The 12984-nt window shown below is 59.8% G+C and carries 12 protein-coding genes; all 12 read right to left on the reverse strand.

Features of this window, described 5'->3' with window-relative positions; all coding sequences use genetic code 11:
- Positions 1 to 1028, reverse strand: a 1028-nt coding sequence (locus ABJN75_RS10915) for an NADH-quinone oxidoreductase subunit M (RefSeq protein WP_348439600.1), incomplete at its 3' end; no start/stop codon positions are given.
- Complete coding sequence (gene nuoL / locus ABJN75_RS10920; RefSeq protein WP_348439602.1) at positions 1028 to 3013, reverse strand: NADH-quinone oxidoreductase subunit L; 1986 nt, start codon at positions 3011 to 3013, stop codon at positions 1028 to 1030. The genes nuoL and ABJN75_RS10915, both read right to left, overlap by 1 nt.
- Before the next feature lie 7 nt (positions 3014 to 3020).
- Positions 3021 to 3329 carry an NADH-quinone oxidoreductase subunit NuoK gene (gene nuoK / locus ABJN75_RS10925; protein WP_007197628.1) on the reverse strand — a complete coding sequence of 103 codons (309 nt, stop codon included), beginning with the start codon at positions 3327 to 3329 and terminating at the stop codon, positions 3021 to 3023.
- A 26-nt stretch (positions 3330 to 3355) separates the two neighbouring features.
- Positions 3356 to 3970, reverse strand: a complete 615-nt coding sequence (locus ABJN75_RS10930; RefSeq protein ID WP_348439604.1) for an NADH-quinone oxidoreductase subunit J — start codon at positions 3968 to 3970, stop codon at positions 3356 to 3358.
- Between the two features lie 142 nt (positions 3971 to 4112).
- Positions 4113 to 4601, reverse strand: coding sequence for an NADH-quinone oxidoreductase subunit NuoI (gene nuoI / locus ABJN75_RS10935; protein WP_348439606.1), 489 nt, complete (start codon positions 4599 to 4601; stop codon positions 4113 to 4115).
- Between the two features lie 61 nt (positions 4602 to 4662).
- Positions 4663 to 5709 carry an NADH-quinone oxidoreductase subunit NuoH gene (gene nuoH / locus ABJN75_RS10940; RefSeq protein WP_348439608.1) on the reverse strand — a complete coding sequence of 349 codons (1047 nt, stop codon included), beginning with the start codon at positions 5707 to 5709 and terminating at the stop codon, positions 4663 to 4665.
- 14 nt (positions 5710 to 5723) lie between these two features.
- Entirely contained in the window at positions 5724 to 7805 is a 2082-nt protein-coding gene (gene nuoG, locus ABJN75_RS10945) for an NADH-quinone oxidoreductase subunit NuoG (RefSeq protein ID WP_348439610.1), read from the reverse strand.
- Between the two features lie 106 nt (positions 7806 to 7911).
- Positions 7912 to 8781 carry a hypothetical protein gene (locus tag ABJN75_RS10950; RefSeq protein WP_348439612.1) on the reverse strand — a complete coding sequence of 290 codons (870 nt, stop codon included), beginning with the start codon at positions 8779 to 8781 and terminating at the stop codon, positions 7912 to 7914.
- Positions 8782 to 8861: 80 nt separating this feature from the next.
- The gene (nuoF, locus tag ABJN75_RS10955) at positions 8862 to 10169 is read right to left on the reverse strand and encodes an NADH-quinone oxidoreductase subunit NuoF (RefSeq protein WP_348439620.1); all 1308 of its coding nucleotides are present in this window, start codon (positions 10167 to 10169) and stop codon (positions 8862 to 8864) included.
- A gap of 9 nt (positions 10170 to 10178) precedes the next feature.
- Positions 10179 to 11375: an NADH-quinone oxidoreductase subunit E gene (locus ABJN75_RS10960; RefSeq protein WP_348439614.1), complete on the reverse strand. Its 1197-nt coding sequence runs from the start codon at positions 11373 to 11375 to the stop codon at positions 10179 to 10181.
- 107 nt (positions 11376 to 11482) lie between these two features.
- Entirely contained in the window at positions 11483 to 12673 is a 1191-nt protein-coding gene (locus tag ABJN75_RS10965) for an NADH-quinone oxidoreductase subunit D (protein WP_348439616.1), read from the reverse strand.
- A gap of 11 nt (positions 12674 to 12684) precedes the next feature.
- Positions 12685 to 12984 (reverse strand): NADH-quinone oxidoreductase subunit C (locus ABJN75_RS10970; protein WP_348439618.1); only part of this gene is annotated, 300 nt, incomplete at its 5' end.

Below are 12984 nucleotides of genomic sequence, written 5' to 3' on the forward strand. Positions count from 1 at the left end.
GCACTCGATACCAGCCCATGGCTGAGCATCTGGAAGATCGCCCCCTGAACGCCCTGCTGGTTGGCGGAAAAAATACCCATCGTCACATAGCCCATATGCGCCACCGACGAATAGGCGATCAGCTTTTTCATGTCTTCCTGCACCAACGCCACCAAGGAGGTGTAGATGATCGCGATAATCGACAGCGTAAAGATGAAGGGTGCGAAGTCGGCCGAGGCCAGCGGAAACATCGGCAGCGAGAAGCGCAGGAAACCATAACCGCCGAGCTTCAACAGAATGCCGGCAAGAATGACCGACCCCGCCGTCGGTGCTTCCACGTGCGCATCAGGCAACCAGGTGTGAACCGGCCACATCGGCATCTTCACGGCAAACGAGGCGAAGAATGCCAGCCACAGCCAGGTTTGCATCCCGGCCGGGAAATCATGCGCCAGCAGCATCCGGATGTCGGTGGTGCCCGCATCCCAGTACATCGCCATGATCGCAAGCAGCATCAGCACAGAGCCGGCAAGCGTGTAGAGGAAGAACTTGAAGCTCGCATAGACCCGGCGCTTGCCGCCCCACACGCCGATGATGATGAACATCGGAATCAGGCCCGCCTCGAAGAAGACGTAAAACAGCACGATGTCGAGCGCGCAGAACACCCCGATCATCATGGTCTCGAGCACCAGAAACGCGATCATGTACTCCCGCACCCGGGTCTGGATCGAGTTCCAGCTGGCAAGGATGCAAAGCGGCATCAGGAAGGTGGTGAGGATCACGAATAGCATCGAGATACCGTCCACGCCCATCGCATAGCTGAACATCGAACCCGGAAGATCGATTGTTTCCACCATCTGGAAGCCGGGATCGCTCATATCGAAGCTCGCCCAGATCAGCAGCGACATGATGAATGTCGCTGTGGTGCCCAGCAGCGCCACCTGGCGGATGTTGCGCCGCCCGATCTCGGTATCATCCTTGATTGGCAGCAGGAACAGAACGCAGATCAGCGGTATGAAGGTGACAACTGACAAAAGAGGCCAATCGGTCATCAGAATGCACTCCCGAGCATCATCCATGTGACAAGCGCTGCAATTCCGATCAGCATCACGAAGGCGTAGTGGTAAAGATATCCGGTCTGCAGTCGCACGACCCAGCCGGTGACATCCTGCGCGCGCGCGGCAACACCGTTCGGACCATAGCCGTCAATGATCCCGACATCGCCCTGCTTCCACAGGAACGAACCGAGCCATTTCGCAGGACGGACGAAGATAAAGTCGTAAAGCTCATCGAAATACCATTTGTTGAGCAGGAACCGGTAGAGCATCTGATGATCCTCGGCCAGCCGCTTGGGTGTTTCAGGCGAGCGGATGTAGAAGTACCAGGCGGTCAGCAGTCCCAGCAACATAGCCACGAACGGGCTCAGTTTGACCCACAACGGCACGTGATGGAATTCATCGAGGATATTGTTTTCCGCGGACGTGAACAGCGCGCCCTTCCAGAATTCGGCATATTCATGCCCGAAGAAGTAACCTTCAAACAGCACACCGGCAAAAAGCGCGCCAGCGGCCAGAATGAACAGCGGTACCAGCATCACCATGGGAGATTCATGCGCGTGATGCATCACATCCGCGGACGCCCTGGGTTTGCCGTGGAATGTCATGAAGATCAGCCGCCACGAATAGAAGCTTGTAAACAGCGCCGCGATCACCAGCAGGCCGAAGGCAATGCCGGCAGCCGAATTTTCAGCCACGAAGGCTGATTCGATGATGATGTCCTTGGAGAAGAATCCCGCGGTGCCGATCATGGTGCCGGGAATTCCGACGCCGGTCAGCGCGATCGTGCCGATGATCATCATCCAGTAGGTCATCGGGATCTTCTTGCGCAGACCGCCCATGCGCCGCATGTCCTGCTCGTCAGACACCGCATGGATCACCGACCCGGCACCAAGGAACAAAAGCGCCTTGAAGAACGCATGCGTGAACAGATGGAAGATCGCGCCGCCATAGGCACCGATGCCGAGCGCCACGAACATGTAGCCCAACTGCGAACAGGTCGAATAGGCGATGACCCGCTTGATGTCGTTCTGCACCAGTCCGACCGTGGCCGCGAAAAACGCGGTGATCGCACCGATCCAGGTGACAAAGGTCAACGCATCGGGAGAGAGCTCGAACACAGGCGACATGCGCGCCACCAGGAACACCCCCGCCGTCACCATGGTCGCGGCGTGAATGAGAGCCGAAACCGGTGTCGGGCCTTCCATGGCGTCAGGCAGCCAGGTGTGCAGCAGGAACTGTGCCGACTTGCCCATGGCACCCATGAAAAGCAGCAGGCAAACGCCGGTGAGCGCATCGGCCTTGTCGAGATGCATGCCAAACAGCGTCAACACGCTGTCGCCGGCTTCCGCCCCTTCCGCGGGAAGGAATTCGGCAGCGCCGGCAAAGATCGTGTCGAACGACGCCGATCCGAACAGTACAAACAGACCGAAAATACCGAGCAGGAAGCCAAAATCGCCGACACGGTTGACGATGAAGGCTTTCATCGCCGCGGCATTGGCCGACGGCTTCTTGTACCAGAACCCGATCAGCAGATAGGACGCCAGACCCACGCCTTCCCAGCCGAAGAACATCTGTAGCAGATTATCCGATGTCACCAGCATCAGCATGGCGAAGGTGAACAGCGACAGATAGGCGAAGAACCGTGGCCGGTGCGGATCGTGATGCATGTAGCCAATCGAATAGACGTGCACCAGACACGATACCGTATTGACCACCACCAGCATCACAGCCGTCAGCGTGTCGACGCGCAGCGCCCACTCGACGCTCATCGAGCCGGAATCCATCCAGCGCATCAACGGGATGCGAACCGTTTCTCCATGGCCCATGGCGATGGTGAAGAAGGCCACCCAGGACAGCAGCGCGGCGACGATCAGAAACAGCGTGGTGACATATTCCGACGCCTTGGCGCCGATCGCGCGACCGCCGAAGCCGGCAATCAGCGCACCGATGAGAGGAAGAAAGACGATAGCTTGGTACATGGCTCTCTCAGCCCTTCATCATGTTGACGTCTTCCACGGCAATTGAGCCGCGGTTTCGGTAAAAGACGACGAGAATGGCGAGTCCGATCGCCGCTTCTGCCGCGGCAACCGTCAGGATCAGAAGCGCAAAGACCTGACCGACAATGTCGTTGAGGTGCATCGAGAAGGCCACCATGTTCAAATTGACGGCAAGCAGGATGAGCTCGACCGACATCAGGATGACGATCACGTTCTTGCGGTTAAGGAAGATCCCGAAAATGCCGAGCGTGAACAAGATCGCGCTGACCGTCAGGTAATGTGAGAGTCCGATTTCCATAGGTTTATTCCTTCACATCCCTACGTTCAAATGCCCTGTCCCGGCTTAACCTTGACCACCTCGATGGCGGTCTCCGGTGTCCGGGCGACCTGACGGGAGACGTCTTGCCGCTTGATATGTTCACGATGCCTGAGCGTCAGCACGATGGCCCCGATCATGGCCACCAGCAGCACCAGCCCGGCGATCTGGAAGTAGAAGATGAAGTCCGTGTAGAGCACATCGCCAAGCGCTTCGGTGTTGGTGCGCTCTGACAAGGCCGGGATCGGGCTTGCACCACCGCTGGCGGCGGTCGCTTGAAAAGCATTGCCTGCCAGGACCACGATCAGTTCAGCCGCCAGAATGATCCCAACCAGCGCACCCATTGGCGCATATTCGAGAGCGCCCGACTTCATCTCGGCGAAGTCCACATCCAGCATCATGACAACGAAAAGGAACAACACCGCCACTGCGCCGATATAGACCACCAGCAGGATCATCGCCAGGAATTCAGCGCCGGTCAGCAGGAACAGTCCCGCCGCGTTGAAGAAGGTGAGGATCAGAAACAAAACGGAATGCACCGGATTGCGCGCCGCGATCACCATGAAAGCGGAAGCCACTGCCACGAAGGCAAACAAATAGAAAAACAGAGCCTGAAGACCCATGATCGGCGCCTTTTCGTCTTTCCCCCGAGCAACAGGAACCCCTTGTTCCTGCCCCGATTGAGGGAGGGATTGGCCAAGGCCGTCCCCTTCCCCGCGTCTGGTTTGAAAACGGCGCGCCTTGATGGTGCGCCATTCCGGTGTCTTATCTGTAGGGCGAATCGATCGCGATATTGCGGGCGATTTCCCGTTCCCAGCGATCGCCGTTGGCGATCAACCGGTCTTTGTCATAGTAAAGTTCCTCGCGCGTTTCCGTCGCGAATTCGAAATTCGGCCCTTCGACAATGGCGTCAACCGGGCAGGCTTCCTGGCAGAAGCCGCAATAGATGCATTTGACCATATCGATGTCGTAACGCACCGTGCGGCGTGTTCCGTCATTGCGGCGAGGTCCGGCTTCGATCGTGATGGCCTGCGCCGGGCAGATTGCTTCGCACAGCTTGCAGGCGATGCAGCGTTCCTCGCCGTTCGGATAGCGCCTGAGCGCGTGCTCGCCACGGAAGCGCGGACTCACCGGTCCCTTTTCAAAAGGATAGTTCAGCGTCGCCTTCGGAGCGAAGAAGTAGCGCATCGACATGAAGAAGGCGCTGACAAATTCCTTCAGGAACAGCGATTTTGCGGCTTGAGCCAAGGCCATGGTCAGTCTCCGCTCTTGGCCGGCACAGGCTGCCGGATGGTTGTAGGAATGATGCGCGCGATCACGGTGCCGTCCCCGTCAGCTTGAGCACGAATGCAACGATGACCAGCATACCCAGAGAGATCGGCAGGAAGACTTTCCAACCCAGCCGCATCAACTGGTCATAGCGGTAGCGCGGCACGAAGGCTTTCACCATCGAGAACATGAAGAACACCAGGCAGACCTTGAGCACGAACCAGATGATGCCCGGCACCCAGTTGAGGAACCACACATCCAGCGGCGGCAGCCAGCCACCCAGGAACAGGATCGTGGTCAGCGCGCACATCAAGACGATGGCCGCATACTCGCCGAGCATGAACATCATGTACGGCGTCGAGCCATATTCGACCATGAAGCCGGCGACCAGTTCCGATTCAGCCTCGGGCAGATCGAAAGGCGGGCGGTTGGTCTCGGCAAGCGCCGAGATGAAGAAAATGATGAACAGCGGGAACAACGCCAACCAGTGCCAGTCCAGCAGCGAATTGGTCAGCCCCAGCCGCGTTCCGATACCGTTGGACTGCGCCATCACGATGTCGGTGAGATTGAGCGAACCGACGCACAGCAATACCGCCACGATCACGAAGCCCATCGAGACTTCGTAAGACACCATCTGCGCCGCCGAGCGCAGCGCGCCCAGGAACGGATATTTCGAGTTCGAAGCCCAGCCACCCATGATGATGCCGTAGACCTCAAGCGAGGAAATCGCGAACACAAACAGGATACCGACATTGATGTCGGCAATCACCCACCCGGCGGCCACCGGAATAACGGCCCAGGTCGCGAGCGCCAGGGTCACCGCCAGCAACGGTGCCAGCAGAAACACGCCCTTGTTGGCGCCGGAAGGAACCACCGGCTCCTTGAAGACAAACTTCAACAAATCGGCAAACGACTGGAACAATCCCCATGGCCCGACCACATTCGGACCGCGCCGCAACTGCACGGCAGCCCAGATCTTGCGATCGGCGTAGAGCACGTAGGCAATGAAGATCAGCAGCGCCACCAGCAGGAGCAGCGACTGCGCCAGCATGATGGCCGCGGGCCAGACATAAGTTGAGATGAAACCGTCCATTGTGTTTCCCGCCCCTATTCCGCAGCCACTGCCTTGGCGGTCTTCGCCAAGGCCGAGCATTCAGCCATCACCGCCGAAGCGCGTGCGATCGGGTTGGTCAAATAGAAGTCTTTGACCGTCGAAGCAAACGCCGATTTGTTCATCTTGCCCGCTTTCTTCGCAACTGCGGCAATTGCGCCGCCATCAGCGGTGGAAATCATGTCGATTTCGGCAAAATGTGGATACTCGGCGTAGAGCGCGGCGCGCAAGGCCGGCAGCGAATCATAGGGCAGCTTCTTGCCCAGCACATCTGAAAGCGCCCTGAGCACAGCCCAGTCTTCCCTGGCCTCGCCCGGCGCGAATGCGGCGCGGTTGGCCAATTGCACCCGGCCTTCGGTGTTGACATAGGTGCCGGATTTTTCGGTGTAGCTGGCGGCAGGCAGGATCACATCGGCATGATGGGCGCCATTGTCGCCGTGGGTGCCGATGTAGACGGTGAACCCGGCCGTCTTCCTGGTGAAGTCCAGCTCGTCGGCACCGAGCAGCAACAGCACGTCCGTGCCCGTCAGCATTGCAGCAGCGTCCAGCCCGCCCTCGCCCGGCACCAGGCCAAGATCGAGACCGCCGACGCGCGCAGCCGCTGTATGCAGCACCGCAAATCCGTTCCAGTCGCCCTTCACCGCACCGACAGCATCGGCGAGTTTTGCGGCATTGGCGAGAACGCCCGCGCCGTCGCCCCGCGTCAGCGCACCCTGCCCGATAATGATCATCGGCTTCTTGGCGCGTTTCAGCTTGGCTGTGAACTTGCTGGTTCCATCGACCAGTTGCTTCAGCGTCTCCGGTCCCGCGCCAAGATACTCATGGCCATAACGCAGGTCAGCCTGTTCGCCGATCAGACCGATCGGCAATTCGCCCATGCGCCAGCGCTTGCGGATCCGCGCATTGAGAATGGCGGCTTCGCGGCGCGGATTGGATCCGATGATCAGAATGGCGTCGGCGTCTTCAATGCCTTCGATGGTCGGGTTGAAGATGTAGCTGGCGCGTCCCAGCGCCGGATCGAGAGCAGCGCCATCCTGGCGGCAATCGATATTGACCGAGCCGAGCGATGTCATCAGCGCCTTGAGCGCGAACATTTCCTCGACCGCCGCCAGATCGCCGGCGATCGCGCCGATGCGTTCGGGCCTGGCAGCCGAAACGGCAGTTGCAATGGCCGCGAATGCGTCGCCCCAGGACGCGGCTTCCAGACGCCCGTTGCGCCGCACATAGGGCCGGTCAAGCCGCTGGGTTCTCAACCCGTCCCAGATGAAACGGGTCTTGTCGGAAATCCATTCCTCGTTGATCGCCTCGTTGACACGCGGCATCACCCGCATGACTTCGCGACCGCGGGTATCCACCCGGATCGCCGAGCCGCAAGCGTCCATCACATCAATGGATTCGGTCTTGTTCAATTCCCACGGACGCGCCTGGAATGCGTAAGGCCGCGAAGTCAGCGCGCCGACCGGGCAAAGGTCGATGACATTGCCCTGCAATTCAGAGCTCATCGCATGTTCGAGATAGGTGGTGATCTCGGCATCCTCGCCACGACCGATCAGCCCGAGCTCGGAAATGCCTGCCACTTCCGTGGTAAAGCGGACACAGCGCGTGCAGTGAATGCAGCGGTTCATGATGGTCTTGACCAGCGGGCCGATATATTTGTCTTCGACCGCGCGCTTGTTTTCCGCGTAGCGCGAATTGTCCATGCCAAACGCCATGGCCTGGTCCTGCAGGTCACATTCGCCGCCCTGATCGCAGATCGGGCAGTCGAGCGGATGGTTGATGAGCAGGAACTCCATCACCCCTTCGCGTGCCTTCTTGACCATTGGTGTGTTGGTGAACACTTCCGGCGGTTCGCCATTCGGGCCGGGCCGCATGTCGCGCACGCCCATGGCGCACGACGCTGCGGGCTTGGGCGGTCCGCCCTTCACCTCGACCAGACACATCCGGCAATTGCCGGCAATCGACAGCCGTTCGTGAAAACAGAACCGCGGCACTTCCGCGCCGGCCGCCTCACACGCCTGCAACAGCGTGTAGTGATCCGGCACTTCGATCTCGTTTCCATCAACCTTGATCTTGGCCATGCAAGCAGTCCTACCTTTGCGAACGGTCGAAACGACCGCGTACCATCCCTGACGGGACCTGAGTGTGTATCGCCGGGCGGCGGTCAAACCGCCCGGCTGGGTATTCCTATCGAGCGGTTGCCCCGCCCTTCGCCAGCGCACCGGCTTGTGTAATCCAGTCGTCGCGCTCGACCCTGCCGCCAAACTGCAGGTAATCATCGACCCAGGCCGCCTCTTCCGGCTGCCAGCCGGCGATCTGCGTGAATGTCCACACACCCAGACCGTTGAGCACCTGCTCGAGCTTCGGGCCGATACCGGAAATCAACTTGAGATCATCCGGCGCTTCCGGTTTTTCGATTTCCGCCGGACGACGGAAATTGTCGGTCTCCAGTGCGGGGGCCGGCGCAGCCTTCGCTGTGTTGGACACCGGTGCCTGCTCGCTGGCAACAGCGGCTGCAATCTCGGCGTCCGACTTCAGCTTGTCGACCACGGCCGCTGCCGCATCCTTTGCCGGGGCATCGGCAGGCTTGGCGGCCACTTTCCTGGTTGGCGCCGCTTTCGCCTTTGCGGGCTTGGCAGCACTTGCCTTGGTCTTTGCCTTTGCAGGTGCAGCCTTGGGCGCCTGCTTCAACTCGACAATATCGGCAGACGTTGCCCCGGTCGCGGGCTTGGCTTTCGCGGATGCTTGAGCCTCGCCCTCATCCTCGACCGGGGCCAGATCTTCCGCCAGCGTCGGCATCATCCAGCTGAAATCGGGGTGCTTGCCCAACAGCCCGGCCTGGCCTTGCATCGCGCCCTGCATTGCACCCATCATTATGCCGGTCATCTGACCGGCGATGCCGAAGCCGACAGCGGTGGCCGCCGCCGCCGCACCCAACGGATAGACCATCAGCGGCGAGACAGGGAAGTCCGTCGCTTTGGTCCAGTCAGTCATGGCGCTCATCGTCTTCATCATATCTTTCGTATTCAGGTCTGCGGGAAAAGAAAACATCGACATCAGTCTCTCCTTAGTCGTCTGTTGGCTCTTGTCCCTCGTGACGTTTCCTGTCTTGCCGGGCCCGGCGCGTTGCGGGCCTCTTATTCAGCCGCTTCCAGCCGTTCGTTGCGGCTTTGCACCGCATTGCGTGTGTATTGATCGATCCGGGCTTCCATCTCTGGACGGAAATGCCGGATCAGGCCCTGGATCGGCCAGGCCGCCGCGTCGCCGAGCGCGCAGATGGTGTGGCCTTCGATCTGTTTGGTAACATCAAACAGCATGTCGATTTCGCGTTTTTGCGCATTGCCTTTGACCATGCGTTCCATCACCCGCATCATCCAGCCGGTGCCTTCGCGGCATGGTGTGCACTGGCCGCAGCTTTCGTGCTTGTAGAACGCCGACAGCCGCCAGATGGCTTTGACCACATCGGTCGACTTGTCCATGACGATCACTGCCGCGGTCCCCAGACCCGACTTGAGATCGCGCAGGCTGTCGAAATCCATCGGCGTGTCGATGATGTCGGCAGCAGGCACCATCGGTACCGATGAGCCGCCCGGAATTACCGCCAGCAGATTGTCCCAGCCGCCGCGAATGCCGCCGCAATGGCGATCAATCAGTTCGCGGAACGGCACCGACATTGCCTCTTCCACGGTGCATGGCGTGTTGACGTGCCCCGAGACGCAAAACAGCTTGGTGCCGGTGTTGTTTGGCCGGCCGATGCCCGCGAACCAGGCTCCGCCCCGGCGCAGGATGGTCGGTGCGACGGCGATCGATTCGACGTTGTTGACCGTCGTCGGGCAGCCATAAAGTCCCATATTGGCCGGGAACGGCGGCTTCAGCCGCGGCTGGCCCTTCTTGCCTTCAAGGCTTTCGAGCAGCGCTGTTTCCTCACCGCAGATATAGGCGCCGGCGCCATGGTGCACATAGACATCCATGTCGTAACCGAGTTTCGAGTTTTTACCCAGAAGCCCTGCTTCATAGCATTCGTCGATTGCCGCCTGCAGCGCTTCGCGCTCGCGCATATACTCGCCGCGAACATAGATGTAGGTCGCATGCGCCCCCATCGAGAACCCGGCAATCACGCAGCCTTCGATCAGCGTATGCGGATCGTGGCGCATGATATCGCGGTCCTTGCAGGTGCCCGGCTCGGATTCGTCGGCATTGATGACAAGATAGTGCGGACGCCCGTCGCTTTCCTTGGGCATGAACGACCATTTCAACCCGGTCGGGAACCCTGCCCCGCCACGGCCCCTGAGGCCCGAGGCCTTCATCTCGTTGATGATCCAGTCACGGCCCTTTTCCAGGATACCCCTGGTTCCGTCCCAATGACCGCGCGCCATCGCTCCCTTGAGCGATTTGTCATAGACGCCATAGATATTGGTGAAAATCCGGTCTTTGTCAGCTAACATCATTCACCTCTATCGCGGCTTCTTGCCGAAGACCTTGATGTATTCGGCCTCGCCGCCCTTGGCCAGTGCAGTGGCCTGCCTCACCCAGTCCTCGCGGTCGATACGGCCCTTGAAACTCAGATATCCGTCCACCCATTCTCGCTCGGCCTTCTTCCACGATGCGACTTGCGCGAAAGTGTAGATGCCGAGCGAATGCAGGGTGCCTTCAATCTTCGGCCCCACGCCCGAAATCATCTTCAAATTATCCGGTTTCGCCGGCTTGGCGATGCCCGCCGGGCGGTTCCTGTCATCCAGCGAAGGCGTGCTTGCGGCCTTTGCCGTGGCGGCTGCAGGCTTGGTTGATTTCGCTGTTGATGCCAGCACTGCTGCAGTCTTGTTTCCGGCGGTCGTGGAGGCTTTGCGCGCCGAGTTCACCTCTGGCGCGTCGGAAGCCATGGCCGCGGTTTTTGAATCGGCCTCCACATTGGCTTTCGCCTTGGCCGGAGATTTGGTTGCGGGTTCGGTTGCCGGCGTCCTGGGTCGGGCAGCTTTTGTCGCGGACGGCGATTTTGCCTTCGCTGGCGCAGTCTTGGCACCGGCCTTGTTGCCGGGCTTGATCTCTGTCGTCAGGCTGGTCAATCCGCTTGCCGGCGCCGAATAGATCCGGGCGATCTGCGGACCGGGTGTAATGTCCTCGGGTCGGCCCGCCTCGAAACGATCGATAATATAGGCCAGACGTTCCGGCGTCAGATCCTCATAGGAATCCTTGAAGATCATCACCATCGGAGCGTTGACGCAGGCACCCTGGCACTCGACTTCTTCCCAGGACAGGGTTCCGCTCTCATTGAGCTGGAACGGCTCCGGATTGATCTTGTTGCGGCAGACCTCCATCAGCGCTTCCGAACCGCGCAGCATGCATGGCGTGGTGCCGCAGACCTGGATGTGCGCCCGGGTGCCGACCGGCTTCAACTGGAACTGGGTATAAAACGTCGCCACTTCCAGCGCGCGGATATAGGGCATGCCCAGCATGTCCGCGATTGCCTCAATGGCGCGTTTTGTGACCCAGCCGTCCTGTTCCTGGGCCAGCATCAGCAACGGGATCACCGCCGACTGCGCCCGCTCCTTGGGATATTTCTTGATCCAGACCCTGGCCTGGGCGGCGAATTCGCGGTTGAAAGCGAATTCCGCAGGCTGGACATTATCTTCGGCAAGTCGACGAACGGACATGGTGTGCTCTTTTGTCTTTCTTCCGGCCTATTTGATTTCGCCGCGGCGCGACATTGTCATGGAGTCGGCGCCAAAGCGAATGGCGGTCATTGCAGCCTCGGAGTGTATCACCGGTCCACCTCGCCAAACACGATATCGAGCGAGCCCAGCGCAGCCGACACGTCGGCCAACTGATGGCCGCGGCAGACAAAATCCATCGCCTGCAAATGCGCGTAGCCCGGAGCCCTGATCTTGCAGCGGTAAGGCTTGTTGGAGCCGTCCGACACCAGATAGACACCGAATTCGCCCTTTGGCGCCTCGACAGCGGCGTAGACAGCGCCTTCCGGCACCCGGTAGCCTTCGGTGTAAAGTTTGAAATGGTGGATCAGCGCTTCCATCGACCGCTTCATCTCCCCCCGCTTGGGCGGGACGATCTTGCCATCGGTGGTGGAAACCGGTCCGATCTTTTCCTTGCCCAGCAACTGCTCGATGCACTGCTTCATGATCTTCACTGATTCGCGCATTTCCTGCATCCGGATCAGGTAGCGGTCATAGCAGTCACCGTTCTTGCCGATCGGGATGTCGAACTCCATCTCCGAATAGCATTCATAAGGCTGCGAACGGCGCAGATCCCATGCGGCGCCCGAGCCGCGAACCATCACGCCGGAAAAGCCCCAGGCCCAGGCATCATCGAGTTTGACAACCGCGATATCGACATTGCGCTGCTTGAAGATGCGGTTGTCGGTCAGAAGCCCTTCGATATCGTCACAGGTCTTGAGGAACGGATCGCACCACTTGGCGATGTCCTCGACCAGATCATGCGGCAGGTCCTGGTGCACGCCGCCGGGACGGAAATAGGCCGCATGCATGCGCGCGCCGCAAGCCCGCTCGTAAAACACCATCAGCTTTTCGCGCTCTTCAAAGCCCCACAACGGCGGGGTCAGCGCGCCGACATCGAGAGCCTGCGTGGTGACATTGAGCAGATGCGACAGGATACGGCCGATTTCCGAGTACAGAACCCGGATCAGCTGTCCGCGCTTGGGCACGCTGACACCGGTCAGCTTTTCCACCGCCAGCGCGAATGCATGTTCCTGGTTCATCGGGGCGACATAGTCGAGCCGGTCGAAATACGGCACAGCCTGCAGATAGGTCTTTGCCTCGATCAGTTTCTCGGTGCCACGATGCAATAGCCCGATATGCGGATCGACGCGCTCGACGATTTCGCCGTCAAGCTCCAGCACCAGCCGCAGCACGCCGTGCGCCGCCGGGTGTTGGGGACCGAAGTTGATGTTGAAGTTGCGGACGTTATGTTCGTTCATGGTTCCCGTCCTCACCCCTTGGCTTTTTCATCGCCCGGAAGCACGTAGTCGGTGCCTTCCCAGGGAGAGAGAAAATCGAAATTGCGAAATTCCTGCCTGAGTTCCACCGGCTCGTAAACAACCCGCTTGACCGCGTCGTCATAACGCACTTCGACAAAGCCTGTTAGCGGGAAATCCTTTCTCAGCGGATGCCCCTCGAAACCGTAATCGGTGAGGATGCGACGCAGATCCGGATGTCCGGTAAACAGGATACCGAACAGGTCGTAGGCTTCGCGCTCGAACCAGTCGGCGCCCGGATAGACCGCTGTAAG

This window comes from Hoeflea sp., assembly GCF_039975035.1.
Classification (GTDB): Bacteria; Pseudomonadota; Alphaproteobacteria; order Rhizobiales; family Rhizobiaceae; genus Hoeflea.

What these genes read in the sequence shown, in the direction of transcription:
- nuoH (WP_348439608.1), bottom strand. Translation starts at nt 5,709, where the DNA reads ATGGACGGTTTCATCTCAACTTATGTCTGGCCCGCGGCCATCATGCTG.
- nuoG (WP_348439610.1), bottom strand. Translation starts at nt 7,805, where the DNA reads ATGGCCAAGATCAAGGTTGATGGAAACGAGATCGAAGTGCCGGATCAC.
- nuoF (WP_348439620.1), bottom strand. Translation starts at nt 10,169, where the DNA reads ATGTTAGCTGACAAAGACCGGATTTTCACCAATATCTATGGCGTCTAT.
- ABJN75_RS10950 (WP_348439612.1), bottom strand. Translation starts at nt 8,781, where the DNA reads ATGTCGATGTTTTCTTTTCCCGCAGACCTGAATACGAAAGATATGATG.
- ABJN75_RS10965 (WP_348439616.1), bottom strand. Translation starts at nt 12,673, where the DNA reads ATGAACGAACATAACGTCCGCAACTTCAACATCAACTTCGGTCCCCAA.
- ABJN75_RS10960 (WP_348439614.1), bottom strand. Translation starts at nt 11,375, where the DNA reads ATGTCCGTTCGTCGACTTGCCGAAGATAATGTCCAGCCTGCGGAATTC.
- ABJN75_RS10930 (WP_348439604.1), bottom strand. Translation starts at nt 3,970, where the DNA reads ATGGGTCTTCAGGCTCTGTTTTTCTATTTGTTTGCCTTCGTGGCAGTG.
- nuoL (WP_348439602.1), bottom strand. Translation starts at nt 3,013, where the DNA reads ATGTACCAAGCTATCGTCTTTCTTCCTCTCATCGGTGCGCTGATTGCC.
- nuoI (WP_348439606.1), bottom strand. Translation starts at nt 4,601, where the DNA reads ATGGCCTTGGCTCAAGCCGCAAAATCGCTGTTCCTGAAGGAATTTGTC.
- nuoK (WP_007197628.1), bottom strand. Translation starts at nt 3,329, where the DNA reads ATGGAAATCGGACTCTCACATTACCTGACGGTCAGCGCGATCTTGTTC.